Source organism: Pseudomonas sp. GCM10022186, from assembly GCF_042656385.1.
GTDB lineage: Bacteria > Pseudomonadota > Gammaproteobacteria > Pseudomonadales > Pseudomonadaceae > Metapseudomonas.
Genome location: NZ_JBHSOU010000007.1, coordinates 122,798 through 149,645, shown reverse-complemented (window position 1 = coordinate 149,645; position 26,848 = coordinate 122,798). Strand labels below are relative to the sequence as shown.

Genomic DNA, 26,848 nt, shown 5'->3' with positions numbered 1-26,848 from the left:
TCAGAAGGTCGGCGGGGAAACGGCGCTGACCACAACGCACTCTTCGTCGAACGGATTTCTCATGCGGTGGGGCAGGCGGCTGTCGAAGTAGTAGGCGTCGCCAGTTTCCAGGATGCGTGTCTCGTTTCCGACGGTCATTTCCAGGCGGCCCTTCACAACTACACCGCCTTCCTCCGCTTCGTGGGCGTAGAGCTCTTCACCCGTGTCGGCATTCGGAGCGTAGCGTTCGTGAAGAATCATCATGGAGCTGTTCAGCAGGTTGGCGCCGACCTGGCGGTACGAAAGCAGCTTGCCATCGGCCAGTTCAACAAGGTCGCTGGCCTTATAGAACACCGCACGATCCAGCACGTCCGAATCCGAGAAGAAGGTGCTCAACGTGACGTTCATAGGCTCCAGCAGGCGCTTCAGGATACTGACGGAGGGGCTCGAACCATCGCGTTCGATCAGCGAGATATTCGGATGGGAAACGCCGCTCAGTTCAGCCAGCTTCCGTAGGGAGAGGCCTCGTGCCTGACGCAATGTCTTCAGGCGCTGACCAACTGAGGGGGCGGCCTCAGGCTCCTTATCAATCACGCCAAGCGTGGTTCTCTCAACGGCTGCGGACATCTCAGTCACGTCTATTTCCTCGGTACGGCTCTCAGGTGTCCCTGTTACCTCTCTAGCGGGGGCTGCGGGGGACTGGCGGTAATCCAAATCATCGTAACACAGCATTTTGGACTGCCGATTTCCGTTCGCGCCCCTCTGAATCTGTCACCGAAATGCCCCGCTCTGGTAACACGTGTTTCTTCTTGGTGCTCACGTGTAACGCGGGAAGGGCTTTCGACGACCGAGCTAGAGAGGTCAGACAGGGAAGGCTGGCGTGATGCTGCTGAGAAGGGCGCGGCGGATGATGCTGAGAGGTACAAACAAAAAGACGAGCAAAAACAACCGCTTACCTTATAACCGATAGCGATTGCGGCGTAGGGCGATCACAACAAAATAAACCTTGATCGGGCTCAACGCAGAGTGGTAAAAATTCTTACCGGTGGTAGAAATTCTTACCACCCTTACCAACCACCCTGGTCGAGGTCTAACAATGCACAACTCATGCCGCACCCTGGTTGCTATTGCTATTGCTGTGTCGTCCGCCGCTGTAACCCAAGCCGCCGTTGCCCGAGATCTGACCATCGTCTCCTGGGGCGGCAACTTCCAGGACGCTCAGCGTGAAATCTACTTCAAGCCCTTCGGTAAGCAGATCGGCAAGACCGTTCTCGATCAGAGCTGGGATGGTGGCGTGGGGGTGCTGGACGCCAAGGTAAGCGTCGGCAGCCCGAACTGGGATGTTGTTGAGGTCGAGGCCGAGGATCTGGCGCTGGGCTGTGACTCGGGCCTGTACGAGAAAATCGACTGGGCCAAGATCGGTGACAAGAGCCACTTCATCCCCGAGGCAGTGAATGAATGCGGTGTCGGGGCCATCGTCTGGAACACTGGCCTGGCTTATGACGCCGACCGCCTGAAGACCAGCCCGACCTCCTGGGCCGATTTCTGGGATCTGAAGAAATTCCCGGGCAAGCGTGGCTTGCGCAAGGGCCCGAAATACGCGCTGGAGTTCGCCCTGCTGGCTGATGGGGTGAAACCAAGCGAGGTGTACAACGTCCTTCGCACTCCGGAAGGCGTTGACCGGGCCTTCGCCAAGCTGAACGAGATCAAGCCAAGCATCGTCTGGTGGGAGGCCGGTGCACAGCCCCTGCAAATGCTGTCAGCCGGGGATGTGGTGATGAGCTCCGCCTACAACGGTCGTATCAGTGGCTTCAACCGCAACGAAGGCAAGAACTTCAAGCTGGTCTGGAACGGCAGCGTCTCCGCCGTCGACTCCTGGGTCGTCCTGAAAGGCAGCGAAAACAAGGGCCTGGCCATGGACTTCATCGCCTACGCGAGCAAGCCCGAAAACCAAGCCAAGCTGCCGCAGTACATCGCGTACGGTCTGACCAACAAGCACGCCAACGACCTGGTAGCGGCTGAACTCAAGGCCGAGCTGCCGACCGATCCGAAGAACATGGCGGAAGCCCTCCCGCTGGATACCGAGTTCTGGGTAGAGAACGTTGAGTCATTGACCGAGCGCTTCAACGCCTGGATCGCGCAGAACTAACAGCTAGCACGTCCCGACTGATCACTCGACTTCAGGTGCTGGAGTCGAGTGATTCACCTCCTACGACACCACCACGCCGGCGGCTCCTACAGCGGTCGGGCGACAACGTATTGCTTCTTCATTTCGCATGAATAGGCAGGTTGGTTGAGTGAAAGGCCTCGCGCCTATTCAAAGAATGAGGGTTGCCTTGTGAACAATCTGGTCAGCTTCCGAAATATTCAAAAAACTTACGACGGTGAAAAACTGGTCGTAAAAAATCTCAACCTGGACATCAAGGAAGGTGAGTTCGTCACGCTGCTGGGCCCGTCCGGCTCGGGCAAGACTACCAGCCTGATGATGCTGGCCGGCTTCGAAACCCCGACGCAGGGCGAGATCCTGCTGAAGGACAAACCTCTGCATAACCTGCCGCCGCACAAGCGTGACATCGGCATGGTGTTCCAGAACTACGCCCTGTTCCCGCACATGACCGTCGAAGAGAACCTGGCGTTCCCCCTCTCGGTGCGCAAGATGAATCGGCTCGAAAGCGCCGAGAAAGTCCGTCGCGCGCTGTCGATGGTGAAGTTGAACGACCTGGCCAAGCGCTATCCGGCGCAGATGTCGGGTGGCCAGCAGCAGCGGGTGGCCCTCGCACGAGCCTTGGTGTTCGAGCCCAAGCTGGTATTGATGGACGAGCCACTGGGAGCGCTGGACAAGCAGTTGCGCGAGCACATGCAGCTGGAGATCAAGCATCTGCACAAAGAGCTCGGCCTGACCGTGGTGTACGTCACCCACGACCAGAGCGAAGCGCTGACCATGTCGGATCGCGTCGCCGTATTCAATGATGGCGTGATCCAGCAGATCGATAACCCAGCCACCATCTACGAATCGCCAAACAACTCCTTCGTGGCGCGTTTCATCGGTGAGAACAACTCGCTTATGGGCACGCTGGAATCCGCGAACGGGGAGCACTGCCATGTGCGCCTGGGTGACGGTTCCATCATCCAGGCACTCTCCGTGGTGCCGGTTCCGACCGGTCACAAAGTGGCGCTGTGCATCCGCCCGGAGCGCGTGCAGGTGCGTCCTTTCTCCGGTGCTCAACTGACTGCGCGAATTCAGGAGTACATCTACCTCGGCGACCACGTTCGCATGATCACGGAGGTCGCCGGACAGTCCAACTTCATGATCAAGCTGCCCGCTGCGCAAATGGATAGCAGCTGGACTGTCGGCAGTCTGATCGGCTTGTCCTGGGCGCCCGAACATGTCCGGGCCCTCGATGCCACCGAGCACTGAGGATACCGACCATGAGCCAGACAATTACTGCTGCCATGCCGGCAGAACTCGAGACCGGCAGCTTGAAAGCAAAACTGAGAAGGGCCGAGCGCAACTACAAGCTGAAGTCGATTGCACTGATCGCTCCCTTGTTCCTGTTCGTCCTGGTCTGCTTCGCCTTTCCGATTGGCACCATGCTGACCCGCAGCGTCGACAACCCCGAGGTGAACACTGCGCTACCTGACACGGCAGTGGCTCTCCAGACATGGGACGGTGCGTCGGTTCCTGACGAGGCTCTGTTCACCACCCTGGTGAGCGACCTGCGTAACGCCAAGGAGGCCGGCCAGATCGGTGCCCTCTCCAAGCGCCTGAATTATGAAGTCAACGGCTTCCGCAACGTCATCACCAAGACCGTGCGCAAACTGCCCGAGACGCACACCACGGGCCAGCGAGACGCCTTGATTGGGATCGACAAGGCATGGGGCGATGTCACCTATTGGCGTGCGCTCAAGCAGGCTGCGTCCCCCACGACTTCGCTGTACCTGCTTGCTGCCTTGGATCACCGTATCGATCCCGCCCAAGACAAACTGGTCAAGGCGGACGCCAACCAGGCGATCTACCTGGATATCTTCGCGCGCACCTTCTACATCGGCGGCATCGTCACCGTACTTTGCGTCCTCCTCGGATTCCCGGTGGCCTACTGGCTGGCGAACATGCCTGAGGGGAAGAGCAATCTGCTGATGATTCTCGTATTGCTGCCGTTCTGGACGTCACTGATTGTGCGGACAGCCGCGTGGATCGTTCTGCTGCAATCGGACGGCCTGATCAATCGCTCGCTGATGCTCCTTGGCATCGTGGATGAGCCAATCCAACTCGTGTTCAACCGTACCGGCGTCGTCATTGCGATGACCCATGTGCTGCTGCCCTTCATGATCCTGCCGCTCTATAGCGTCATGAAGAGCATCCCGCCGAGCTATGTGCGCGCTGCTGTTTCACTCGGTGCCCATCCGTTTGTGGCCTTCTGGCGGATCTACATTCCGCAGACCCTGGCAGGCCTGGCCGCAGGTGGATTGCTGACCTTCATCCTCGCCATTGGCTATTACGTCACCCCCGCGCTGGTGGGCGGTGCAGCCGACCAGATGGTGAGCTACTTCGTCGCCTTCTACACGAACAAGACCGTCAACTGGGGAATGGCCTCAGCACTGGGCAGCCTGCTGCTGATCGCAACCCTCTTGCTCTACATGGTGTACGGGAAGCTCGTCGCCACTAGTCCCAACTCGGTGAGGAGGTAATCCAGATGCTGCAACCCTATGCATCCCCGGTAGAGAAGCTCGTACGGTTCGGCCTGGTCGCTTCCTGCATCCTGATCCTGGCCTTCCTGATCGTACCAATCCTGGTCATTGTGCCGCTGTCGTTCAACTCGAGTTCGTTTCTGACCTACCCCATGGATGGCTTCTCGTTCCGTTGGTACGAGGAACTCGCGAATTCGGCAGAGTGGCGCCAGGCGTTCAAGAACAGCTTCATCATCGCTCCCGGCGCAACCTTGCTGGCGATGGTGCTCGGCACCACTGCGGCGGTCGGGCTGTGCCGTGGGGAGTTCCCCGGCAAGAACATCGTGATGGCCTTCATCATCTCGCCCATGATCGTGCCGCTGATCATCGTCGCTGTCGGCCTGTACTTCTTCTTCGCGAAGCTGAACCTGCTCAATAGCTACTTCGGCCTGATCCTCGCGCACGGCATGCTCGGTGTGCCCTTTGTGGTGATCACCGTGACGGCTACGCTCCAGGGCTTCAACACCAACCTCAGTCGCGCAGCTGCCAGCCTGGGCGCGCCGCCGCTGACAGTGTTCTTCAAGGTGGTGCTGCCGCTGATTGCGCCGGGGGTGATTTCGGGCGCGCTGTTCGCCTTCGCCACCTCCTTCGACGAGGTGGTGGTGACCCTCTTCATGGCCAGCCCGGTGCAGAGAACCCTGCCCCTGCAAATGTTCGCCGGCATTCGGGAAAACATCAGCCCGAACATCGCCGCCGTGGCGACCATCATGGTCATCATCTCGGTGCTCATGCTGCTGACAATCGAGTTGCTTCGTCGCCGCAGTGAACGCCTGAAGTTAGGACAAAAATAAGACGGCTCCGGGCGCTCCCGGAGCGCCCTCCAGTGTCCGCTCTTTGCTCGTCGCTGAGCCGTGCTCAGCGTGAAACAATCTTTTCTGAAATTCTGGAGTCTTGTATGCCTAACTTAGTTGGAGACGTATCGAGCGCAGCGCGCATCCTGCCGGATCTCAACGGCGAGAAGCTGTTCATCAGCCACGGCAAAGGTGCCTACCTGTGGGACGAGCATGGCCGCAAGTACATCGATACTGCCCTCGGTTTCGGTGCTGTTCTGGTCGGGCACTCCAATGATCAGGTGATCGCCGAAGTCACCAAGGCATTGAATGATGCTGCCGCGCCTTCGTGGGCTCACGTTCGTGAGCACGGTGCTGCCACTGCACTGGCCTCGCACACCGGGGCGTTGGAGAAGGTCATCTTCACCAACTCGGGCAGTGAGGCCGTGCACCTGGCTTGCCGTGCTGCCCGGGCCTACACCGGCAAACCCAAGATCGCCAAGATGGCCGCCGGCTTCGATGGTTGGTTTGACGAAGTCAGCTTCGGCAACGTCCATTCCAAGGAGGCGGAATTCGATCCCAACCAGCGCCCGACGTCCGAGCGCACTACGCTGCTGCGCTTCAATGACTTCGAGGACGTCGAGCGGCTGTTCGCCGAGAACAACGACATCGCAGCCGTGCTGATGGAACCGATGCTGGCCAATGCTGGTTGCATCATGGCCGCGCCGGGCTACCTGAAGCACGTTCAGGACGTTGCGCATAAACACGGCGCCCTGGTGATCTGCGATGAAGTGCTGATGGGGTTCCGCGTCCACGCCGGTCTCGCTAGTCTGCGCGAAGGCCTGGATCCTGACTTGGCTACCGTGGGCAAGGCCATCGGAAACGGTGTCCCGGTTTCCGCCGTCCTGGGTAAGCCCGCCATCCTCGCCGGCTTCGAAGCGGGCCGCGTGCAGCGCGGCGGCACCTTCAGTGGCAACCCGCTGGCGTGTGCAGCGGTTACCAGCACCCTGACTCAACTCGACAAGGCCGACTACGAAGTGCTGATTGCTCGGGGTAACGAGCTGCGCAAATCGATTGAAGCGATCTTCAAGGCCAATGGTCTGGTACTCACCACGACGGGCTACGGCAACGTCTTCGGTATGTGGCTGAGCGACAAAGCGCCCACCAGCTACGCCGAGGCGGCGAAGATTGCCGATTCGAGCTTCACCAAGGCTCTGCATCTGGCGCTGCGCAAGGCTGGCGTCCTGATCATGCCGTCGCCCTATGGCCGCATCTACATCTCGTTCGAGCATACCGACGAGGTCATCCAGGAAATGAAGGCTGCTTTCGAGGTGGCCGTTAAGGAAGTCGCCAAGGACTTCGCTCGCTAATCACCCTCCACGTTTGGGAGGCCAATGGCCTCCCTTTTTTTGCCCGCACACCGATGACGCCCAGACGCCGATCAACTGCCTCGCGTTGACTCCGGAGAGCGTGCTTATGGGCTCAGTCGAACTGAGCTGTACCCGCGACAGGACAGGAAGACCCTGATGAACAAGAGCCTGAAGTTCAGCCAGAAGATTTTGCTGGCGGCCCTGGTAGTTGTGCTCACCATCTTTGCAGTGTTCGCCCTCTACAACGACTCGCTGCTTCGCTCGACGACAAAGCAGAACACCGAGGCCCACCTTCGCGACATCGGGCAGGTGATCGCCAGCAATATACAGAGCTGGATGGGGGGCAGGATTCTCGCAATCGAGACGATGATTCAGAACATCGAGCTTGATCCAAGTCCCGAGCATGTCGACGCCGTGTTGGCCGCTGCCTCTCTGAGCAAGACCTTCAATCTCACCTCCCTCGGTGGAGAGGATGGTTCGTTCCGTACCAACCCGCCCTCGGATATGCCGGATGGCTACGACCCGCGCGTGCGCCCCTGGTACAAGAACGCAGTAGCGGCCGGCGGCACAACGCTAACTGAGCCCTACATCGATCTGGCAACCAACGCCTTGGTGGTTTCGATCATTGCACCGGTACGACACGACGGCCGACTCATCGGCGCAGGTGGCGGCGACCTGAGTCTCGAGGCCTTGGTGAAGATCGTGAACTCCCTCGACCTGGGAGGTTTGGGTTATGCCTTCCTCGTCAGTGGCGATGGCAAGGTCTTGGTCAGTCCGGAGAAAGACCAGGTGATGAAATCGCTGGCCGAGATTTACCCGCAGCGGACACCCGCCCTTAGCCAACAGTTCAGTGAGGTAGAGCTCAACGGCTCGACCCGTGTAATCACCTTCACCAAGATCGATGGATTACCTTCGGTCAACTGGTACATCGGGCTCTCAATCGACAAGGAGGGGGCCTACGCCGCGCTGAATGACTTCCGCTACTCGGCCATCGTGGCGGTCGCCTTCTCGGTCAGCCTGATAGTCGTGCTGCTTGGCCTACTCATTCGCTACCTGCTTCAGCCTCTGCGCGACATGAGCTCGACCATGCGGGACATCGCCGATGGCGAGGGCGACCTGACCAAGCGCCTGGCGTTGAAGTCGCGTGATGAGTTCGGTGAATTGGCGCAATCCTTCAACCGCTTCGTCGAGCGTGTGCACAGCTCGATTCGAGAGGTTTCCACAGCCACCGACGGTGTCTCCCTGGTCGCGCAACATGTGCTCGCGGCGTCCAACTCTTCGCTCACGAACTCGGACGAACAGGCCACACGCACCAACAGTGTCGCGGCGGCCATCAACGAGCTTGGTGCTGCCGCGCAGGAGATCGCACGAAACGCGGCGGATGCCTCTCAGCAAGCCTCGAACGCCCGGTCACAGACGGACGAGGGCCGGCGAGTCGTCGAGCACACCATGAAGGCGATGAGTGAGCTCTCGGAGAAGATCAGCTCTTCTTGCAGCATCATCGAGACCCTCAACAGCAAGACCGTGAACATCGGTCAGATCCTGGAAGTCATTAAGGGCATTTCGGAGCAGACCAATCTCTTGGCCCTGAACGCGGCGATTGAAGCGGCGCGCGCTGGTGAAGCAGGACGCGGATTTGCGGTGGTCGCCGACGAGGTTCGGAGCCTGGCCCACCGCACCCAGCAGTCTGCGCAGGAGATCCATCGCATGATCGAGGAGCTGCAAGTCGGTGCGCGCGAAGCGGTGGTGACGATGACGGAAAGCCAACGTCATAGCGAGGAGAGTGTGCTGATTGCCAACCAGGCCGGCGACCGCCTCGGCAGCGTGACGCATCGGATAGCCGAGATCGATGGCATGAACCAATCGGTAGCGACCGCTACCGAGGAACAGACTGCGGTGGTCGAGTCCCTAAACGTCGACATCACCGAGATCAACACTCTGAACCAGTCCGGCGTGGAGAATCTGCAAGCCACCTTGAAAGCGTGCTCCGACCTGGATCGGCAGGCAGCCCGACTCCAACAATTGGTCGGCGGCTTCCGGATCTGAAGGATCACCGTGGCTCCATTTCGACGCAACGTCTCTGAAGGGGTTACAACCATGTTCCAGGATTTGAAGGGTGCTCTTGGTATCACACTGATGCTGCTGGCCTCCCAGGCTTCAGCTGACTACCTCACCGTGATTACGTTCGGCGGGGTCAACAAGGACGTTCAGAAGGAAGCATTCTTCAAGCCGTTCAAGGCCGAAACAGGCACTGGGGTCGTGCACGGCTCCTACAACGGCGATTTGGAGAAGCTGAAGCACATGATCGATATCAGCCACGTCACTTGGGACGTAGTTGAGGTCGAGGCGCCTGAGTTGGCCAGAGGTTGCCAGGAGGGAGTCTTCGAGCCGCTGACCCCCAACGTGGTCGAGAACTCTGCCGACTTTGTCCCAGGTGCAATTCAACCGTGCGGCATCGGTGCATTCATCTGGTCAACCGTCCTGGCGTTCGATTCGTCCCGACTGAAGTCGGCACCTGCCGGTTGGGCGGATTTCTGGGATACCCGCTCCTATCCTGGCAAGCGCGGCATGCGGTGGGGCGCCAAGTACAACCTGGAGTTCGCCCTGATGGCTGACGGCGTGGCACCCGCCGACGTGTATCGCGTGCTGGAGAAGCCAGACGGCGTGGAACGGGCCTTCCGAAAGCTGGAGCAGCTCAAGAACAATATTTACTGGTGGAAGGCAGGCGCGGAGCCCGTCCGGGCCCTGAAGGATGGCAAGGTCACGATGACCGTTGCCTACAACGGCAGGATCTCCATTGCCAGGCAAGAGCAGCCTTCGATTCAGATGGTTTGGAACGGCAGCATCTACGACTTCGATTACTGGGCGGTGCCGAAGGGTTCCTGGAAAGGTGATCTCGCGCGCCGGTTCATTGGGTTCGCCAGCCAGCCCGAGCCCCAGAAGAACTTTGCCGAAGGTATTTCCTACAGCCCGGTGAACAACAAGGCCATCCCTCTGATCCGGTCGGACATCCTCGAGACGCTTCCCACCGCCCCCGCCAACCTGGCTGGTTCAGTCCCTATGAACGCTGAGTTCTGGGCCAAGCACGGCGCGGAACTGGAGCTGCGATTCGAGGAGTGGGCGGGGAGTTAGCCTCACTACCCAATCCCGCAGGCTGGCAGAACCGGCCTGCAATCCGAGCATGCGCTCTCCCGCAGCCGTCTTGTGTCGGCAAACTCAGTGGTTGCGGGAAGCGCAGCACCCTTTGCGTCAGCAAAGGCACCTGATACGCCCACAAAGCAAGTCAGGTTTCTTCAGTCAGGTCGCAAGACCAATCTGGAAAGCCGGTAGTCGCCATCCGCGACTGCAATGGTGATCCTGGTACCGGAGGTGCCTGCATTCTCCGGTACCTTCTCCCCGCGCTCCTACTCAAGCCAATCCCATTCGTCAGGCGTCCCGTTGTCGGAAAGGTCTATCGTCTATTACTGTATATAAATACAGTAATCGGACAAATCCTATGGCCTTTGACGTTGTTGCGCGGCTCGTAGCCCGTAACCTTCGGCATCCGCTCTTCTCGTTTCGTGTGCCTGCTGGCTTTCCTTCACCGGCACAAGACCATCTGGAGCGGACTATTTCCTTGGACGAGATTTTGGAGATACGTGCGCCACATACCTACCTCGTTCGTGCCGGCGGAGACAGCATGATCGGCGCCGGCATTTACGACGGCGACCTCATGGTGGTGAACCGCTCCAAAGAGGCTGTATCTGGCGAGATCGTTGTGGCGGCGGTGAACGGCGAGCCGACGGTGAAGCGGCTCCACCTCGACGATAGCTGGCCGAAGCAAGTGTCGTTGCGCCCGGAGAACCCGAAGTACGCGCCGCGCTACATCCTGGAGGGCGATGAGCTGCTGATCTGGGGCGTTGTTGGCTACAGCATCCGGTGCCATGGCCAGCGCTGAACGGGCCATTGCCCTGATCGACTGCAACTCGTTCTACGCGAGCTGCGAACGGGTGTTTCGACCTGATTTGGCGCGCACGCCCATCGTCGTCCTCTCCAACAACGACGGCTGCGTGATTGCCCGGAGCGCTTGCGCAAAACCTTTCGTGGAGATGGGGGAACCGTACTTTCAGATCAAGCACAAGCTCCGTAAACACGGCATCTTGGCGTTCTCGAGCAACTACGCCCTCTACGGCGATATGAGCGACAGGGTGATGGCAATCCTTGAGGAGATGGCACCTGCCACCGAGGTGTACAGCATCGATGAGTGCTTCGCCGACCTGTCCGGCATCCCTGGCGACCTCGTGCGCTTAGGCCGTGAGATGCGGGCTAGGGTGCTGCGTTGCACCGGCATTCCAGTCGGGGTGGGCATCGGCACTTCGAAAACCCTGGCCAAACTGGCCAATCACGGCGCGAAGAAATGGCAGCGGCAAACAGGAGGTGTGTTGGACATTCGCGATCCTGAGCGTCGGGATCGACTGCTGAAAGCTTGCGAGGTGGGCCAGGTGTGGGGCATCGGGCGGCGCATGACCGGGCACCTCAATGCCATGAACATCACGACAGCTTGGGATCTAGCCCAAGCCGATCCGGCGTTGCTCCGGCAGAAATTCAATGTGGTCGTGGAGAAGACCTCCCGCGAATTGCGGGGAGTCGCCTGTCTTGAGCTGGAGGACGCTGCACCACCGAAGCAGGAGATCTGTTGCAGTCGCATGTTCGGTAAGCGTCTTCGTGACCTTCAGCCGATTCGCGAAGCAGTGGCCACCTATACGGCGCGGGCCTGCGAGAAACTTCGCGCCCAAGGCTCAGTCTGCAAACAGGTACGGGTGAGCATCCGCACCGGCATGTTCAATCCCGATGAGCCTAAGTTCGCCAAGGGCGTGAGCATCGAGTTGCCCTACCCGACCGACGACACACGGCTGATCACGAAGGCTGCCGGCGAAGGGCTGGAGCTGATCTATCGAGAGGGTTTCGCTTACAGCAAGGCCGAGGTGCTGTTGCTCGATCTTCGGCAGCCAGGAGAGTTCACCGGCGATCTATTCGCACCGGTTCAATCCGAGCGGGCCACGAAAGCAATGGCAGTGATGGATACGATCAATGCACGCTGGGGCAAGGGAACACTGCGCCCTGGAGGTGTACCCGTTTCGCCGGATTGGGGCATGCGGCGAGAGCTGATGAGCCAGAGCTATACCACCAAGCTCGATCAGTTGTGGACTGTCGTGTGATGCCAGTTTGAGCTAGGAGAAATGAATAATCATTTTGGTGGAATTCATGCTGGTTTTAAGCGTTTTGGTGGGGCAATAACTGTTTTGGCTGCCCGACGTCTGCTCCTACTTGATTAGCATGGCAACTGGTAGTGGGGGGGCAGAACGACGGTACGGCTAGAGAGAGGTGCAGATGACCGAGAACAAATTGAAGCGAGTCGAAGCCTCATGTGACGTATGCGGCGAAAGCACATTCGCTGGGGGAAGGAGGCCACAATTCGGCTCACTGTGCGCACACTGGGAAAGTGGCTCAGCACACACAGGCGAGCGGTATGAGATCAGGTTATGTGAGGGCTGTTTTTTTAGAACGCTTGCGGGGTTGAGGCGCGAGCGAGTGGTTAGCTCGCTATTCGATGAAGGTGATCCAGACTTAAGTCGCTTCGAACCAGTTGCTCGATGAGTCGGCTGGAGTACCTGTTTCCCCGGATATTCCAACCTACTAAACGAGCTTGCCTCCTGACTTTGGCGGCCCTGGAATGAGCACCTGGGCCGCCACTGACCCATTTACTGGAGCCAGGTCTTCACAGCATCGGCGCCGTACTCGGCCTTCCAGGCATTCAGCACCTTGTGGTTGCCGCCTTTGGTTTCTACGACTTCACCAGTGTGCGGGTTCTTGAACCGCTTCACCTCGCGCTCACGACGTTTGGCCGCCTGTGCCGGGCGTGCAGCCTTGACCGGCTCGGGATCGAGGATGTTGATCACCGCTTTCAGCCCAAGGCCATACTCATCCAGAAGCGCGCGGAGTTTGGATTCAAACTCGATTTCGCGCTTCAGTTCAGCATCGTTCTTTAGATTGTTCAGCGCGGCCAGTTGCTCGGCGAGCTCGGCTTCAAGACGTTTGAATTCTGCGAGTTTACTCATGTTGATCTCGGTTGACAAAGAAAGCGAGGACGTTCACCAACGTTAGCAATTCTAGAGAGTTATGGCTACAACCATTCTTTAGTTTCATCGGCGGACGGTAGTAAGCCAGGCACATGATCAAGTCAGGCTTTTAGCTGAGGGTGGCCGAGATACATGGGATCTGCATCTTCACCAAAGCTCGGCAGCCATTCGCGATCATATCTCCCCTCTATTTCATATCGGTAGCTTGAGGTGGAGAAAATAACCTGCGCATTATTCTTCGCGGCCAGCGACTTCAGCTCTTTGACGAAGGCATCCAAGTGCTCGTCTGGGATGTCTTGCTGCTTTGGCGTATCCAGGATAAGTGCCCTATAAGGAGATTTTGGATCGCTCACGCAGATCTCAAAAAGTGCTGCATGATATGCCAAGACTGTTCTAGATTTGGAACTTCCCTTGAAAAGCTCGAGCTTTTCTTCTCCCATAATTGGTTTCAGACCAGAATCGATCTTGATTTGCCTTGGTATATTCCGTGCATGTAGCACGCCAAGCCATTTAGTCATGGTTTCGGATAATTTTATTCTAAAATTAAGCACATCAACCGGTTGCTCGGTCGACTTTTGCGTTGACTCCAGTAACGAAAGTGCACGCTCTCGCTTCTCAAGCAAACCGGCATGCTGGCTGCTTTGATCTTCAAGCTTCTTCAGCTTTCCTTTTTCGAGTTGCAGTTCGAATATTTCCGTAGTTGTGGCGCTTATGGCTTCAATGAAGGCGTCGACCCCGGACTCTCTTTCGGCGAGCACTCTCTTATTAGTAAGCTCTTCAATTTGCTTCTTTAGAATAGTTTTGAAGATCAAAACCTGCTCGGCGGCCTGCATGTTTGCAGCGGTAGCGATTTCCAAGTCCTTGATCTGGTCTTTAAGGTAGAGCAGGCTCTTGCCGTAAGATTCAGCACTAGCCATGAACATTCCACAATTAGGGGTTTTGCAGAGTTCGGAGAATGATATAAAAGCGCGCCTGGCTTCCTCGTTTAAATTCAGAGTTTCAATTTCGCTTTCTATTTCCTCTCTGATCAACCTGGAGCTACGGATTTTGGACTCTAGCTTAATTTCTTCGTTGCTTAGCTCTCGGTACTGGTGTTTCTGCACTGAAATCAGTTCGTCGAGTCCGGAAATGGCTTCACTCTTTAGATTTTTAGTATTTTTTAGGGATTCAAGCCTAGACTTCGCCCTTTCAAGCTGTTGCTCAACCGCCTCGACTTTTCGCACAGGTATGGGTAAGTCTTGCTGTAGCCTCTCCAACAGCTTTCGGCTGGAAACAATGGTGCTGTCAAGGTAATTAACCTCTTTTTGCAGATCGATACCCTTTCTTTTTTTGTCGTAGAGGTTTTGCGGTGGAAGATCGTTTACCAATCTAACCATTTCAGAATATTGATCTTTGATAAAGCTTTGCCGTGGTGAGTAAAACTCGGAATACCCGTGATCTTGATCCAAGTAAAATAAGGGGATAAGGGTGGAGAAGTAGGGCGCTGTCGGCAAGCCATTGGAAGTAATCAGTCTATCAGTTCTGATATCTAACAACCTGAAAAGATACCTGGAGAAATCTTCGTCATTGTAGAAGCGATTGATAGTCTTGGTATTTTCACGAACTGTTATGTCGAATCGCTCGCCAATTATTCGCTCGAAACTTATCTGTCTATCCTCGATGGTTACGGTTAGGCAAGCTGATTTGCAGTTCTTCACAATGTCAGCTCTGAACTTTGCGTCCATTCCCAAACAGAACAGGACTGACATTATAAGTGGGGTCTTCCCACTCTCATTGGTGGCGTAAAGTTGAGTAATAACTTGGCCGAACACTAGCTTTCCTGAACACCAGCCAGTTGCGCCGTTAGCGATTATTTCCAGCGTTTCAAATCTCATAGCTTCGCCTCTGCCGCGCGCTCTTTACATACGTTTCTATAAGCTCTTTGGATCGACAAGAGGCAGACACACAATTTGGTCTCTTCCCTGATGATGCTGTCTATAATTTTCTTGCCATTATCCGTAGCTTCGAGCCTGGACGTGCTTTTGTTAGTGGTGACAAGGTCAGCGGCCTCAAGAAACGTAAGAGCTTTAACAGTGCGAATCCGAAGATTGGCCGACCAGCCCAGCTCCTGACTGGAACCATTAAATGTTGCCAGGCTTCTTTCGAAGCACACCCCTACTAACATTCCAATTTCGTCTAGCCGGGGTTTTGCCTTTCCTTTTGATAGCATTAAAATAGTTAGAGCGATGAGAGGCATGTGAAATAGACTTTCATTTTGCAAGACATCCTTTCGCGAACGAGGAGCGTTGCGTGCAATGATGCGAGGCGCTTCATTGGATGCCAATTCTATAGCTTCAATAAAGTTCAAGTTGCTTCCCCTCTTACCAACTCAGACAGCATTGCTCCAAAAGTAAGCTCGTCGGTAATGTCGGAGCGTCCCAGCTGCTTGCAGAGCTCGACTTGTAACTCTTTAACTTCAGTTGTAATTTCTGAGGTTTGAATTTGACCCCATGCCAACTTCCGGGCGCGCTGAATTACCAATTCAATGGCAATAGTCATTACAAAATCAGGGATTTCATGACGAAATTTACGATACCAGGCCTCCCACTGACACTTGTAGCCGGCGAAGGTATCTACAGTCATAGGAGAGAAACCTGATTTCGTCAGGGTTCTTTTAAGTATAGAGGCCGACTTGATCGCCTTGTCATCTCCGCCGGCCCGAAGGATTTCGTAGGTTGACTTGGAGATGGAGAGTACTTCCAAGACATCGTCTATACAGATGCTTGCTTGCTCGTTGAGCTCTGCTTCAGTAATTTCTCCATGAAACACTATCGCTGATTTTTCTTCGATAGCTGAAAGAAGTCGAACGATAATCTTCTTGACTTCATCGGGGGTCAAGTGAACTTCGCTGAATTTGAAAATCTGGTTTGCGGCCATCGACACGAACAGGTCGTCGTGCTCATTTAATATTTGTTGTCTAGGCTCTAGATTGAGATGGGAAAGAAAATCAAGTATCTCGGCTTCACTTTTCCCCGCAAGCGTAGGTATCAGTTTCTGTGTTTCTTTGATTAACACGCTTGTATGCGCGCCGAGCGGGCCTTTGCTTTGAATATCATTAATTATGCCTTCCACCTCGTCATCGAAGTTTACGTTTGTTTTTATCTCGATTGAGTGACAGGTGTCGGCAAAGTTTTCTATATGAAGAAGAAGTTTCCCAGCAAAACTTCCCGGAAGATCGTGCTTTTGTGCAGTGCGGGATCTTTTCTTTAGCCCAAATATCTCGAGTATCGTGTAGCAATGGTTTAATTTTGATTTAGTCTTGACCTGAACGAAGCGATACTTAGACTTCTCGTTTATTATGTACTTAACAACGTAGTCCTCATGATAATCACAGTAGATTCGCTCGATCTCTTTGTTTTCCAAGAGTGCGAGGCTCTCTATGGTCGCTGCTCTGAACTGCGCGCGAAAGCGATTAATTGTGTCCCTGCCGGCCTGCTCTCGAGGTTCTACTTCATGTAATTTCATATAGTGCTCAACGACTACTTCCACACCGCAAGGGTGAGGAGTGTTCAGTTATTATTTGAGTCGGCAAAAAGCAGGCTCGTTCTGATCGGCAGAACTTTTTTAAACAAAAGTGCAGGAAGGAAAAATGCTTGCTTTCTATTTGCAAGCTTGAAATTAGAGTTTTCGATTAGGTGTCGGAAAAACCCTAAATTGATTGCTGGCGAACAAGCTACCCAGCCAAGTGCTGCATGTAAGCAAGTCTCCATGACAACTCCCTGTATTACCTACACCGGTAGATTCCGGTAGTCTTCCTATTGCGCAGGATGGCGGCATAACGCCATCGTCAAGCTTAATCTCTTCGCGTTCCTCACGGAAGGCGGTTGGGCCACCGTCCACCCCGCTGGATGGTTCATCGCAGGTAGCTGAGATGCGACGCCCATCCGTAGTGTGTGCCAGAAACATTAGAATCAATCCGTCCATGGGTCGCTTGGCATGAGGGGAAACTAGCATTGGACGAGCAATCAGACGAGCAACTCCCGCAGCTTCAGGGAGTGGTCAGCCAAAAAATGGGGCGGTGCATCCTCCGCCTCCAGCAGCTAGAACTCCTGACCAAGGCCATGCTGAGCTACAGCAGCCTTGAGGGCCCAGCCGAGGAGCTGTCGGCCAACTTGGAAAAGCGCAAGAAGACCTTTGCCAACAAAACATTGGGCCAACTCGTTAGCGACTTCGTCGGATCCTACGTTCGCCCTGTTGAAGAAGAGGACACCCCAGAGGATCTCCCCGGTGATCCCGCGCGATCCTATTTCCGCATGTCCTGGGGCGTTCAATTGGCGAGTGATGACCACGCCAGCCTGAAAGACGCGCTCACGAGCTTGGTCGCTCTTCGGAATGAGCTCGTGCATCACTTCATGGAGCGCTTCGACGTGTTCAGTCTCGATGGTTGCGCGGCGGCCATCGCTCATCTGGACGCAGCCTTCGCCGAAATCGAGACGCAGGATCGCGAACTCCGCGCCATGGCCAAGGCAATGGATGAAGTCCGCCAGGAGGTGGGGGCCTTCCTCGCCTCAGAGGCGGGCAGTGACATGCTCGTCTACGGCATCATGCCGGGCGACGCCCCCATGCACTGGCCAGCGACGACCATTGTGCAGTGGTTGCAGAACGCCGAGCGGGCCTGCGCCAGCAACGGATGGACGCGGCTGACGGATGCGATTCGCCACATTGAACAGAGGAACGAGGGGCTGACGCCGAGAAAGTACGGCTGCGCGACTTGGCGCCAAGTCGTGCATGAGTCGAAGCTCTTCCAGACAGAGCGGCGCCGAGAGCAATCAGCCGGTGAATCCGTGCTCTGGTATCGCAGCAAGCCACAGCTCTCTGGAAGCTAGCCAGGCCAGTCCGACTTACCCCTTCGTGATCTGCTTGAGCCTGTCATACAGCGCAACTTGTACCTGCGGATCGCCGAGACCGATCTGAGAGTCGCAGCGCACCAAGTGAGCATCGTGTGCCGGCCAGCTTCCTTCAGGATCGTCGTCGATTGCCAACCAGCTTGTCAGCCGGGCGGCGGCTACCGCCCTGCAAATTTGTTCGTAGCGCGATTGCAGGTCGTATCCCTGGAGCGGCGCTTGCGGCATTGATGAGTGCCACGTCGCCGATACCGTCCGAACCTGAAGCTCAGGTGGGAGTGCCGCTCTTGCACGGCGAAAGCCGAATGACCTTACCCAGGAGGTGCTCAGGGAGATGCACACGTCAGGAAAGTCCGTGAGGATCTTGGCCAGCACATTAGCGTGCATGAGCAGTCGGCCTGGTGCTCGTAGTTCGAGACCATGCTTCGTGCGGTAAACAGCGTCTGGATGCAGCACTCCGTCAAAATCGAGGAAAAGTACACGGTCATACTCGCGCAGCCGGCTGGGCCGCTCTTGCTCGACCAGTTGCCCGAGTCGCTCGGAGACAGTCTGGCCGGCTGCATTGCGAGAGTGAAAGTCGGACATTCGGGCTCCTGCCATATTGGTGCGAGGGGCGGCTACTCACTTTGCTGATCTAGAGGTAGGCCAGGACAATGCAGCCAGGCCTGGACTGCTGTGGCTTCGTCTCAGAGTAACCAACAAGCAGGCGCAAGTGCGTTGCTTGATGCACGGTCAGAAGGGTTTCCGGGCAAGCCGGCAGATAATCCTGGCATCCAGCAGTGCGTGATGAGGCATGACATCCAGGTCGCCTTCATCCACGTCTTCGGCAGGCTCGACCTCACGACAGCCGAGCACGTTGTCAGGCAGCCCGGATGCCCCCGCCAGTTCAATGAGCAGGGGCCAGTCCCACCTAAGTGCATCACCCGCGATCTCAACGGGCCCTTGTTCGGCGAGAAACCGCTGCAACATGGACGAGGCAGCGTCTCGCGTCACGCCGTGCTCGTCGAGCCGAAGCTGCGGCAAGACCGTGGTGCGGGTGAACTCACTACAATCCACCTCTGACCAGCCGTCTAGGAGTTCCACGTAGAACTCCCCGCCATCTTCCGCGACCAGTGCGAGCGAGATGAGCTTCCGGTCGAGCGTCAGGCTGGTGAACTCAGTATCCAAGTACAGCGTCCGCATGACTTCCTCTGCAAACGTAAGCAGCGACAAATACCGAGCTCACGGGCGACTGATCCGGGCTTCCAGCTCAGGCTACGATGCCGTGCTCCAAACGGCATATAAGGTCGGTGACCAGTTCAGTGCCGGTGTGGGTGGATAGGAGTTCGATAGGTCGATGGCCACCAAGGCCAAATTGAGGCCGAAGCATCCACACGGCGGCGGCTTCAGCGTTACCTTCAAATAGCGCAGTGCATTGATCCAGCGTGGAGGCCAGGCGATACAGCCGGTCGCTCTCAGCTGTAGTTAACCGCCCCTGCGACATTCGCCGGTGGAGGGTGGACTCCGAGAAACCTAGGTAAGGCGCCAAAGCCCGCCTGGACAGACTCAGCCGAACAGCAATCTCGTCGACCCAGTCGACCGGGAATCCCGACTGCACCGCGTCCACCAACACTAAACCTCGCGGAGGAAGGTCGGACAGGTGCAGTACACGGGGAGTGGTGGGCCGAGCTGAACTCATCGATCACACTGCGCTGAGGTGCTGGGATAACACTTAGTCAGGGTACGTAGAGTTGCCCGCAAAGTGAACTGGGCCGTGGGGACGAAGCCTCCCCGTCGAACTAGCCTCGGCTTTCAATTACGCCTGACGGGTGTCAGCACCAGTGTCCGCGATCCTATGCGGATTCGCTTCCTACCAGACGAAGTGGGGAGACCGGCACATCGAGTAGGTACAGCTCTGTCACCATTTTCGAAGTGAGGCCCGAGTCCTTCAGCACCCGCCTCCAGATACTGTAATCCAGAAGATTGATGGCTCGCTGAACCAGCGCCGGGGCTTCCATGGGAATCAGTTCGTCGAACTCCTCATGCTTGGTGAAGCCTTTGCGATTGAGATACGTGAACCCAGACTTGGCCTGCTCAGCCGTGAGCAAATCCAAGGTTTGCGCACGGTAGATCAACGCCTTAAAGCTGACCTTCCACCGGAGCTTCATCTCCTTGAGCGCCTGCCAATTGAGGTAACGGCCGCGCATAGGAGGGAACTCAGCAGCGAAGCTTGCCCGAGGCATCAGCAATGCACTGGCGAACTGATTGGCCTGATCCTCTGTCAGCCGGCAGCCAGTCTCGATACCCTGATGCATGATCAGATGCCCGAGCTCATGTGCCAGATCGAATCGCTGACGACCTGGGCTTGCCTTGGCCGTGCTGCGAACGATCAGGGGGTGCTTATTGAACAGCGAAAAGGCATCCACCCTTTCGTCTGCCTCCGCTAAGTCGACCACCAACACGCCGATCTTCTCGGCCAGCTTCGTCACGCTCGAAATGGGGCCAAGCCCAAGCCCCTGCTCGCGACGAAACCTTTCGGCAGCCTGTTCAATCCTGCTCAGGCTATCAATCGGTTCGTCGAAAGTGTTGAAGCTGACTGCTGGAAAGGCAACCTCCTTGTCCAACTCATCGACCAGCAGTTCGAACATCTCAACCTGCGCCGCAATGGTCTTCTTGAGGGTCAGAGTTGAGGCCCTGAGGCTTCGGAAATGGCATTGCTCCAACTCGACGGAGCTGCGGCGGGGTGAAAAGAAAAAGCTCTCTCCTACACTCAGAATTTCGGAAAGTTGCTTGAGCTGAGCGGGCGATGGAATCGCATTCACTTCAAGCTTATGGGCGTACTGACGCGTCACGCCCAGCAGCTCGCCGATGTCCGCCAGGGACTTCCCAGCGGCGCACCTAGCGAGCCTGAGCTTGTCAGGCGAAAACTCATCGCCTAGCGGCAAAAAACCTGTGCTGTCATTCATCTAGCGCATCAACATCTCGAGACTCGCCCAAGTCGGTGTCCTTCTTCCTGCGAGTCGGCATTGGATCCTCGATCTCGACTTCCTGCGGGTATGCAGTCGTACGAACAGATACGAGAGGCACGTAGTTATGAACCCACTGGCATACAACGTTGCGGTTGGTATCAAAACCCACCATGGACGCGGTGAGGGTCGGCCCGTCGGGGTTGCCATCGCTGTCGACATAGAGGCGCCAAGTGACGTTCTGGTCACAAGCCGGGCCTAGTAGGCTGGCCTGGTACAGCTCAACACGGTTGGCTTCAAGCCGATGCGACTTCTTACGCACATTCGGATCGTCCATCACCACTTGCAACAGCACCCCATTCACGCTGGTGGTGTAATCCATGGTCTTGTTAGCCAGCTGAAACCACGGCAATTCAGGGTCGTGATGCATGTGGATGAAGCGCCCCTGTACCCGACCATAAGTCAGTGTTCCCACCGTCCAGTTGGTGTCATCTTCGGTGGAGGCGGCCTCCAGCGCTGCATAGGCTGCGCTCAGAGCGTTGTTGCAGACCAAGTCGAGATACTCCGGCTTGAGCCTTGGCTCCAGTTCGCTTGGATGCTTGGATTGGGGCATCGATTCTCTCCACAAAAGGGTGCAAATCACGAGTACTGTCAACCGTGATTTTTGTGCAAATCCTAAGTTATGTCAACTCAATCCACGGCGACTAGCCTGGAGCAAATTCTCTTTGCTGCGCACGCCGATAAGGACGAGATTTGGCCAAAGAGAGATGCCTTGCTGTCCCTCTGTCGACTTGCGAATGGGTACCTGGGTTTTTACCGTCGCCTGCCCCCAGTGGCGCCTCGAGCTCACGAAACTTCAGTTTCAGTAATCGACGCAGCGCACTAGGTTCTGTACGAAAAGTCGGTGCGGGTAGAATCGCCGCCATGATTGGCTGGAGGCCCGCATGGCAAGGCGCTACGAACTCCCCGATGCGGCATGGGAGTTGGTCAAGGATCTGGTTTCCCCCGAACAGAAGATGGGGCGACCGCGCAGTGATGATCGACTGGTGCTCAATGGCATCTTCTGGATCCTGTGCTCCGGGGCGGCCTGGCGCGACTTGCCGGAACGATTCGGCCCGTGGTCAACGGTGTATCAGCGTTTTCGCGACTGGCGAGACCACGGCACGTTCGAGCAAGTGCTTGAGCGTCTGCATGTTCGGCTGAATCAGGAAGGGCTGATAGATCTGGACACCTGGATGATCGACTCCACCGTGGTACGTGCAACCCGAGCCTCTTCAGGCGCCGGGAAAAAGGGGGGCCGGAAGAACCGCTAGACCATGCCTTGGGACGCAGCCGAGGCGGCCTGACCACCAAGATTCACCTGGTCTGTGATGCCAACGGTGTGCCTCTACGCTTCATGCTTTCGCCAGGGCAAGCCAGCGACATTGGACAGGCCCAGCCGCTCTTGGAGCAGGTACGCATTCCCGGAAAGCCGGGACGGCCGCGCAAACGCTGCCGCTGGTTACTGGCTGACAAGGGGTACGACGCCGAGCACCTGCGTCAGTACTGCGACCGCTACCGCATGCAGCCGGTGATCCCACAGCGCACCATGAAGCGCAAACCCAAGCCTGGGCTGCCCCGGCTGTTTGACCGTCCGAAGTACCGACAGCGGAACATCATCGAGCGGATGTTTGCCTGGCTGAAAGAGAGCCGGCGAATCGGCACCCGCTACGACAAGTTGGCCAAAAGCTTTGCCGCGATGGTCACACTGGCCTGCACGCTTCGATGCCTACGGCATTACTTTTCGTACAAAACCTAGAGTGCCTGCTCACCGATCAAAGCGTTGGCACATGCCGGTCGGAGCTCATTGCTGCGACGCTTCATACCTCATGGAAGAGAACCCATGCAGAAACCGAAAACCGCGTCCGAAGCGTCCGTCGTGGATTGGCTGGTAAATCTGGTTAAGAAAGGCGAGTTTCTAGACGCTATCCAAGGGCAGAAGGCACTGATCGCGTACATCGCGACACACACGCCGTGACCTACTGCTACTGGTATATCGAGCGTGAGGATTCGCCCCAGAGGGAGAAGGTGAGAAGGTGAGAAGGTGAGAAGGTGAGAAGGTGAGAAGGTGAGAAGGTGAGAAGGTGAGAAGGCTAGCTTATGGCTTGATCGAAAGCTTCCGTTCTGGGCCGACCTTCGAGACGCAAAAAAGTAAGGCGTCTTGCGGAACCCAACTAGCTCTGAGGGCTAACACTCAAGTTCTTACCTCCTGTAGTGAAAGCCCAACTGTCTGGACTAGCCATAACGACACACGGGGTGACTTACAGCATACCTACCTAAACACAGATTAGGCCAAGTTCGTGCCTGAGCTGAAACTTCCCTAGGCACTCGGCTTCAGCTCCTTTCATTTAGGATACGATCTCTTTCGTGCTCCGAATATTCAGGCAGAGCATGCCAGTGTGAAAAATCATCAGAGACCAGGAACTTACCCTGCTTTAGGAAAAACTCGGCATCAAGCTCCTCGCGAACAATATCACAGAAAAGATTCGCTGCTTTGGCAAGTTCACCCACCAAAGCAACACACTCCTTTGTCCACGCCCTGTGTGCTTTGTTGTCACGATCATAATTCAGATTCGGGACGATTTTCTTGTAGGTATGAATCCCTTTGTAGGCTTTCTGATTTTCGACATACGTAGCATGCAGCAGCAATTTTTCTACAAGATCGGATGCAATACCCACCATATTTTTTGCGGCATGCTTTACACGATTTAATCCCTCAGGGAAAATTGTCATTGACACTCTAATTCTTGCCATCCTTGCACCATCAACAAAACTTTCCGGAATCGAAATTATGTGTTCGCAGCACGCAAACTCAATCCACCGAATCCAATTGAATAGCTGAAGGTCACCGGCAATCTCATTGACCACCTCAATGACATGCGAATGACGCAAAAAATGGCTAGTGTCGAGACTATTGGAATAGTGCCCGACTCCCTGTTTGTCGGAGCGACTATCGAAAATTTTCTCAATCTCAGCTATGCACCGCCTGTCAAAGACATTCTTTTCTGGAATATGAATGCTCCATGTTTTTTCGTGGCGATTAACCTTGGACTCACCTATCTCGGCCCAATAGGTCTTATTCTCGCCGGGCTCATGAATTAGCAGAAGAACAGGCAGGGAATGGTTCAGCCAATATTCCAGATGCTTGTTTTCAGCAGAGTACACATTCCCAGACTTTGTTTTTTTGATATAGCTACTGCCTGTCTTAACTTGAACAGCCATTAGTTTTCCTGTGGCCTCTCCATTTACCACCAACTCCAAGTGCCCATCGATTCCTACGTCGGACACGAGCTGCTCACGGAATATCCACCCGAACTCGTCCGCCGCTGCAAGTTGAACGGCTGAGACTCCAATTCTTTCCGTAGGATTAAATTTTTTCATTCTTCCACTCTTAATCACATCAGTATGAGGCTGCATTACTTAGTATTCAGCACCAACCACATGGAGCCCGGGATCCGCTTCTCGTGCTTTAGAGAAACATTTCCAACGAAGATTAGATGACATATTGAACACACAAACAAATACACACCGCAAGCCTCATCAACTCAAGCCTTGACCGACCATATTAATCAGCCAGAGGGATGCATTAGAAATTCTCACGTTATTAATCATTTGATATCATTTTATCGAGTACTGCCGACTTCGAGCCCACGAACGGCGCGGAGTTTACGGTATAGTGCAAAATTCTCTCTCCATGAATAAATGTCATGCCGTCTATACAAGCGCCACCTTAACTACACCAGATTTATGGTTGCCTTTATAGAAACCAGAACCCGTGCGGTGGTGATGGCACGGTAAAGCACGAAGAGAGCGTGCGCGCGCTACGCCTAAGCACCCCGCATCCTCGATGCGCAGCGCTTGCCCATGGTGTAGGGCAGCGCTGACGCTCGGGGAGCACTTGGCGAAGATACTTCGGCTTCCTTACCGGATGAGATCCATGATTGTTATCCCTAAGCAGAATCCCGTGATCAAGGTGTAGGGAGAGGCTGGCCCTTTCATTAGCCAAAACCAGACAAATAGACCTGCTTCAATGAGGGCAACCGCAGCCCTGAATTGATCTTCCATGGAAAAGCTCCTGTTGGTTGAGGAGCTTCCCATTCTTCACATGACTGACCTGTACAGACTGCCTATTGAGCCCCCTTTGCGGGTCAGACCTGCTGGATTCATCGGCAAGGTCGCGAATCGTAGCCTTGGGTCACACGTGCCTGGCTGAGTCTGGGAATCCAGGATATTTGGCAGCGTCCCCCACCAACCTCCCATGCTGGATGCAGGCCAATGAAATGGTGACCTCAGTTAGTCGAGTCCACGTGCTCGTGCTCTTTTAACGCTCCTGACTGCACTGGTTCCCCTTAAGCGGAGAGGTCGACTTGCACTTTGAGTCGATGTAAATGCTGGGGAAGCAAGTCAGCCGGGAGGTCGGCCAGGAGGGCGAAGGCCAGTCCGGTGCGAATTTGACGCAGTGCCCGATAGTGGGCGCGGTTCATCGTACGAAGGCCTGCCAGCAGCGGACGCTCATTCGATGCAAGGTCGTCGAGCAGCAGGCGTGCAGCCTGTGCCAGGCCTTCTGCGCTCACGTGCCAGGGCAGTTCCGAGGCAACGACATTTAGGAGAAGCGCCTCAATGTACCGGCACACCTGTTGCTCTAGGACTTCTGATCCATAGGTCGCCAGGGCAATCGTCCAGATAGCTCTCTCTTGCTCGCGCGTCACGACTTGGCCCACGACTACAAGTCCTTGTGGAGAGAGAAAATGAAAAGGGCCGCCCAAGGCGACCCCATTTCGAAATGCAGTGCATTAGATGTCCCACCCAGGTCATGTAGCCTGGCATGCCAGGGTGGGCGGTCAATTGGCCTTGATTGCCTTGACCAATTTCTCCAGGAAAGTGTCCAGATGCTGGGCGAATTTCTCAGCCTTCGAGTCATCAGACTCCGCTGCTTTTTCGAATGCCGCGCGGATGTCCCGACTGAACAGGCTTACCGAAACCATGTTCGCTTGCTTGAAGTAGATCGGCTCGATCTTCGTGTCGGTCGGATACTCGGTGGTGTAGTTGACCTTCAGAGTGTCCTTGTCCCGGTAACCACTGACAGACGGGAGGAATTCCACTTCCTGATCGACTCCGACAACCTCCGTAGGCTTGCCGACCGATTGGATGTACCCGACGTAGACCTTCCGGTCGTCCATCGAAATCATGACTTCACTTTTGGTGGCAAACGCCTCTACAAGCGTCAGCATTAGCGGACTGTGCGCGACTGTCTCACGCAGAATGTAGGCCATTGCTTGCGAATCTTCTGTGGCTTGGCACTGGCGTTTCATCAGCCAAAAGCTAACAGCGGCCCAGCACGAGGGCATGAACAGGGTCGCGATGCCTGTGAGAATGGCAAACACACCAAGCTGGGCGTTATCCGCAGTGAAGAGGTGCGCGAGCTCGGCCTTCTTGCCCAGGTACGCCAGAAAATCGGTCGAGAAAGGAGGAATGCACAGCTGACCACAGATGTCCGAGCAGTAGCCGTCCCAGGAGTGCGATACGAGGGCGCTGATGGTGCCTACGATCACCAGTGCCCACAGGAAGCACCAAATGCCGTAGCGACCGACCTGGAGGTAGAGCAACTGCCCATCGTAGCGATGAAGCTTGTAGTAGATAACGGGGTCTTTGAGACAGACGAGATAGCCGCTAACCAGCAACGGCAAAAGAAGCAGCAACGCCATACTGCACGGTCACTCCGATTTGACCAGTTTCCTTGCCTCTTCACGCGAAGCACGAACCTTGTCTTCTAGTTCCGAAGCGTCCATGGACATGCGCCCATCCGTGACCACCAGAGTCTCGATGTTCTTGATGGCCTGCATGAAGGCCTCATCTTTAGCCTTCTCAGAGCTGCTTTTCTGTCCGATACGATTGAAAAACATAGTGCCTGCTCGGTGGGGGGATCCGGTGATCCTTCATCAAAAATATACCATAGATGGGCATCTGCCACTACCGCGCCTGGTGACGAGCAGGTCGAGAAGGCCGTTCAGCACC

General features: G+C 55.9%; 26 protein-coding genes. 12 read left to right on the top strand and 14 right to left on the bottom strand.

The genetic code is table 11. The features are described from left to right. Window positions 1-606 (bottom strand): cupin domain-containing protein, encoded by a 606-nt coding sequence (locus ACFPU0_RS04775; RefSeq protein ID WP_377691812.1) that lies wholly within the window; start codon window positions 604-606, stop codon window positions 1-3. Between the two features lie 469 nt (window positions 607-1,075). Between ACFPU0_RS04775 and ACFPU0_RS04770 the strand changes: the two genes are divergently transcribed. The 9 genes from ACFPU0_RS04770 (at window position 1,076) to ACFPU0_RS04730 (ending at window position 12,045) form a co-directional block, all read left to right on the top strand. Then, window positions 1,076-2,128: a polyamine ABC transporter substrate-binding protein gene (locus ACFPU0_RS04770; RefSeq protein WP_377691637.1), complete on the top strand. Its 1,053-nt coding sequence runs from the start codon at window positions 1,076-1,078 to the stop codon at window positions 2,126-2,128. Window positions 2,129-2,317: 189 nt separating this feature from the next. Next, on the top strand, window positions 2,318-3,397 hold the full coding sequence (locus ACFPU0_RS04765) for an ABC transporter ATP-binding protein (RefSeq protein WP_377691636.1): 1,080 nt from the start codon (window positions 2,318-2,320) through the stop codon (window positions 3,395-3,397). A gap of 23 nt (window positions 3,398-3,420) precedes the next feature. Continuing rightward, window positions 3,421-4,668: an ABC transporter permease gene (locus ACFPU0_RS04760; protein ID WP_377691811.1), complete on the top strand. Its 1,248-nt coding sequence runs from the start codon at window positions 3,421-3,423 to the stop codon at window positions 4,666-4,668. 5 nt (window positions 4,669-4,673) lie between these two features. Beyond that, window positions 4,674-5,498: an ABC transporter permease gene (locus ACFPU0_RS04755; protein WP_377691635.1), complete on the top strand. Its 825-nt coding sequence runs from the start codon at window positions 4,674-4,676 to the stop codon at window positions 5,496-5,498. A gap of 104 nt (window positions 5,499-5,602) precedes the next feature. Next, window positions 5,603-6,847, top strand: coding sequence for an aspartate aminotransferase family protein (locus ACFPU0_RS04750; RefSeq protein WP_377691634.1), 1,245 nt, complete (start codon window positions 5,603-5,605; stop codon window positions 6,845-6,847). A gap of 156 nt (window positions 6,848-7,003) precedes the next feature. Next, a complete protein-coding gene (locus tag ACFPU0_RS04745) occupies window positions 7,004-8,893 on the top strand; it encodes a methyl-accepting chemotaxis protein (RefSeq protein WP_377691633.1) in 1,890 nt (629 codons plus the stop codon). 51 nt (window positions 8,894-8,944) lie between these two features. Further along, window positions 8,945-9,979: an ABC transporter substrate-binding protein gene (locus ACFPU0_RS04740; protein ID WP_377691632.1), complete on the top strand. Its 1,035-nt coding sequence runs from the start codon at window positions 8,945-8,947 to the stop codon at window positions 9,977-9,979. Between the two features lie 364 nt (window positions 9,980-10,343). Then, complete coding sequence (locus ACFPU0_RS04735; protein ID WP_377691631.1) at window positions 10,344-10,784, top strand: LexA family protein; 441 nt, start codon at window positions 10,344-10,346, stop codon at window positions 10,782-10,784. Further along, window positions 10,771-12,045 (top strand): Y-family DNA polymerase, encoded by a 1,275-nt coding sequence (locus ACFPU0_RS04730; RefSeq protein ID WP_377691630.1) that lies wholly within the window; start codon window positions 10,771-10,773, stop codon window positions 12,043-12,045. The genes ACFPU0_RS04735 and ACFPU0_RS04730 overlap by 14 nt, the downstream gene beginning before the upstream one ends. 543 nt (window positions 12,046-12,588) lie before the next feature. Here ACFPU0_RS04730 and ACFPU0_RS04725 read toward each other — a convergent pair. The 4 genes from ACFPU0_RS04725 to ACFPU0_RS04710 all read right to left on the bottom strand — a co-directional run bounded on the left by ACFPU0_RS04725 (window position 12,589) and on the right by ACFPU0_RS04710 (window position 16,470). Next, window positions 12,589-12,945: a histone-like nucleoid-structuring protein, MvaT/MvaU family gene (locus ACFPU0_RS04725; protein WP_377691629.1), complete on the bottom strand. Its 357-nt coding sequence runs from the start codon at window positions 12,943-12,945 to the stop codon at window positions 12,589-12,591. Between the two features lie 122 nt (window positions 12,946-13,067). Next, a complete protein-coding gene (locus tag ACFPU0_RS04720; protein WP_377691628.1) occupies window positions 13,068-14,840 on the bottom strand; it encodes a hypothetical protein in 1,773 nt (590 codons plus the stop codon). Then, entirely contained in the window at window positions 14,837-15,313 is a 477-nt protein-coding gene (locus ACFPU0_RS04715; RefSeq protein ID WP_377691627.1) for a hypothetical protein, read from the bottom strand. The genes ACFPU0_RS04720 and ACFPU0_RS04715 overlap by 4 nt, the downstream gene beginning before the upstream one ends. Beyond that, window positions 15,310-16,470: a dsDNA nuclease domain-containing protein gene (locus ACFPU0_RS04710; RefSeq protein WP_377691626.1), complete on the bottom strand. Its 1,161-nt coding sequence runs from the start codon at window positions 16,468-16,470 to the stop codon at window positions 15,310-15,312. The genes ACFPU0_RS04715 and ACFPU0_RS04710 overlap by 4 nt, the downstream gene beginning before the upstream one ends. 488 nt (window positions 16,471-16,958) lie before the next feature. Between ACFPU0_RS04710 and ACFPU0_RS04705 the strand changes: the two genes are divergently transcribed. Next, window positions 16,959-17,831: an OST-HTH/LOTUS domain-containing protein gene (locus tag ACFPU0_RS04705; protein ID WP_377691625.1), complete on the top strand. Its 873-nt coding sequence runs from the start codon at window positions 16,959-16,961 to the stop codon at window positions 17,829-17,831. A 15-nt stretch (window positions 17,832-17,846) separates the two neighbouring features. Here ACFPU0_RS04705 and ACFPU0_RS04700 read toward each other — a convergent pair whose 3' ends face one another. The 5 genes from ACFPU0_RS04700 to ACFPU0_RS04680 form a co-directional block, all read right to left on the bottom strand. Next, window positions 17,847-18,434 carry an HAD domain-containing protein gene (locus ACFPU0_RS04700; protein WP_377691624.1) on the bottom strand — a complete coding sequence of 196 codons (588 nt, stop codon included), beginning with the start codon at window positions 18,432-18,434 and terminating at the stop codon, window positions 17,847-17,849. Between the two features lie 147 nt (window positions 18,435-18,581). Further along, window positions 18,582-19,031, bottom strand: a complete 450-nt coding sequence (locus tag ACFPU0_RS04695; RefSeq protein ID WP_377691623.1) for a hypothetical protein — start codon at window positions 19,029-19,031, stop codon at window positions 18,582-18,584. A gap of 67 nt (window positions 19,032-19,098) precedes the next feature. Then, entirely contained in the window at window positions 19,099-19,527 is a 429-nt protein-coding gene (locus ACFPU0_RS04690; RefSeq protein ID WP_377691622.1) for an antitoxin Xre-like helix-turn-helix domain-containing protein, read from the bottom strand. A gap of 154 nt (window positions 19,528-19,681) precedes the next feature. After that, on the bottom strand, window positions 19,682-20,794 hold the full coding sequence (locus tag ACFPU0_RS04685; protein WP_377691621.1) for an ImmA/IrrE family metallo-endopeptidase: 1,113 nt from the start codon (window positions 20,792-20,794) through the stop codon (window positions 19,682-19,684). Then, window positions 20,787-21,407, bottom strand: a complete 621-nt coding sequence (locus tag ACFPU0_RS04680) for a hypothetical protein (protein WP_377691620.1) — start codon at window positions 21,405-21,407, stop codon at window positions 20,787-20,789. Before ACFPU0_RS04680 ends, ACFPU0_RS04685 begins: the two co-directional genes overlap by 8 nt. A gap of 331 nt (window positions 21,408-21,738) precedes the next feature. Between ACFPU0_RS04680 and ACFPU0_RS04675 the strand changes: the two genes are divergently transcribed. Both ACFPU0_RS04675 and ACFPU0_RS04670 read left to right on the top strand, forming a co-directional pair. After that, window positions 21,739-22,592, top strand: a protein-coding gene (locus tag ACFPU0_RS04675) for an IS5 family transposase (RefSeq protein WP_377691619.1) whose coding sequence is annotated in 2 segments (ribosomal slippage) — window positions 21,739-22,081 and window positions 22,081-22,592 — 855 coding nt in all. Because the reading frame shifts where the segments join, the coding sequence is not laid out codon by codon here. Between the two features lie 84 nt (window positions 22,593-22,676). Beyond that, window positions 22,677-22,811: a hypothetical protein gene (locus ACFPU0_RS04670; protein WP_377691618.1), complete on the top strand. Its 135-nt coding sequence runs from the start codon at window positions 22,677-22,679 to the stop codon at window positions 22,809-22,811. Between the two features lie 356 nt (window positions 22,812-23,167). Here the strand turns inward: ACFPU0_RS04670 and ACFPU0_RS04665 are convergent, their stop codons facing one another. From ACFPU0_RS04665 to ACFPU0_RS04650, 4 genes are all read right to left on the bottom strand, one after another. Then, on the bottom strand, window positions 23,168-24,214 hold the full coding sequence (locus ACFPU0_RS04665; protein ID WP_377691617.1) for a DUF4365 domain-containing protein: 1,047 nt from the start codon (window positions 24,212-24,214) through the stop codon (window positions 23,168-23,170). Between the two features lie 968 nt (window positions 24,215-25,182). Beyond that, window positions 25,183-25,554, bottom strand: coding sequence for a hypothetical protein (locus tag ACFPU0_RS04660; RefSeq protein WP_377691616.1), 372 nt, complete (start codon window positions 25,552-25,554; stop codon window positions 25,183-25,185). A gap of 120 nt (window positions 25,555-25,674) precedes the next feature. Then, entirely contained in the window at window positions 25,675-26,538 is an 864-nt protein-coding gene (locus tag ACFPU0_RS04655) for a hypothetical protein (protein ID WP_377691615.1), read from the bottom strand. A 9-nt stretch (window positions 26,539-26,547) separates the two neighbouring features. Further along, on the bottom strand, window positions 26,548-26,736 hold the full coding sequence (locus ACFPU0_RS04650) for a hypothetical protein (RefSeq protein ID WP_377691614.1): 189 nt from the start codon (window positions 26,734-26,736) through the stop codon (window positions 26,548-26,550). Window positions 26,737-26,848: the final 112 nt, after the last annotated feature.

Coding starts and splice junctions, on each gene's coding strand:
- ACFPU0_RS04775 (WP_377691812.1), bottom strand. CDS start 606: ATGTCCGCAGCCGTTGAGAGAACCACGCTTGGCGTGATTGATAAGGAG.
- ACFPU0_RS04770 (WP_377691637.1), top strand. CDS start 1,076: ATGCACAACTCATGCCGCACCCTGGTTGCTATTGCTATTGCTGTGTCG.
- ACFPU0_RS04755 (WP_377691635.1), top strand. CDS start 4,674: ATGCTGCAACCCTATGCATCCCCGGTAGAGAAGCTCGTACGGTTCGGC.
- ACFPU0_RS04750 (WP_377691634.1), top strand. CDS start 5,603: ATGCCTAACTTAGTTGGAGACGTATCGAGCGCAGCGCGCATCCTGCCG.
- ACFPU0_RS04745 (WP_377691633.1), top strand. CDS start 7,004: ATGAACAAGAGCCTGAAGTTCAGCCAGAAGATTTTGCTGGCGGCCCTG.
- ACFPU0_RS04740 (WP_377691632.1), top strand. CDS start 8,945: ATGTTCCAGGATTTGAAGGGTGCTCTTGGTATCACACTGATGCTGCTG.
- ACFPU0_RS04735 (WP_377691631.1), top strand. CDS start 10,344: ATGGCCTTTGACGTTGTTGCGCGGCTCGTAGCCCGTAACCTTCGGCAT.
- ACFPU0_RS04730 (WP_377691630.1), top strand. CDS start 10,771: ATGGCCAGCGCTGAACGGGCCATTGCCCTGATCGACTGCAACTCGTTC.
- ACFPU0_RS04725 (WP_377691629.1), bottom strand. CDS start 12,945: ATGAGTAAACTCGCAGAATTCAAACGTCTTGAAGCCGAGCTCGCCGAG.
- ACFPU0_RS04720 (WP_377691628.1), bottom strand. CDS start 14,840: ATGAGATTTGAAACGCTGGAAATAATCGCTAACGGCGCAACTGGCTGG.
- ACFPU0_RS04710 (WP_377691626.1), bottom strand. CDS start 16,470: ATGAAATTACATGAAGTAGAACCTCGAGAGCAGGCCGGCAGGGACACA.
- ACFPU0_RS04700 (WP_377691624.1), bottom strand. CDS start 18,434: ATGTCCGACTTTCACTCTCGCAATGCAGCCGGCCAGACTGTCTCCGAG.
- ACFPU0_RS04695 (WP_377691623.1), bottom strand. CDS start 19,031: ATGCGGACGCTGTACTTGGATACTGAGTTCACCAGCCTGACGCTCGAC.
- ACFPU0_RS04690 (WP_377691622.1), bottom strand. CDS start 19,527: ATGAGTTCAGCTCGGCCCACCACTCCCCGTGTACTGCACCTGTCCGAC.
- ACFPU0_RS04685 (WP_377691621.1), bottom strand. CDS start 20,794: ATGAATGACAGCACAGGTTTTTTGCCGCTAGGCGATGAGTTTTCGCCT.
- ACFPU0_RS04680 (WP_377691620.1), bottom strand. CDS start 21,407: ATGCCCCAATCCAAGCATCCAAGCGAACTGGAGCCAAGGCTCAAGCCG.
- ACFPU0_RS04670 (WP_377691618.1), top strand. CDS start 22,677: ATGCAGAAACCGAAAACCGCGTCCGAAGCGTCCGTCGTGGATTGGCTG.
- ACFPU0_RS04665 (WP_377691617.1), bottom strand. CDS start 24,214: ATGAAAAAATTTAATCCTACGGAAAGAATTGGAGTCTCAGCCGTTCAA.
- ACFPU0_RS04655 (WP_377691615.1), bottom strand. CDS start 26,538: ATGGCGTTGCTGCTTCTTTTGCCGTTGCTGGTTAGCGGCTATCTCGTC.
- ACFPU0_RS04650 (WP_377691614.1), bottom strand. CDS start 26,736: ATGTTTTTCAATCGTATCGGACAGAAAAGCAGCTCTGAGAAGGCTAAA.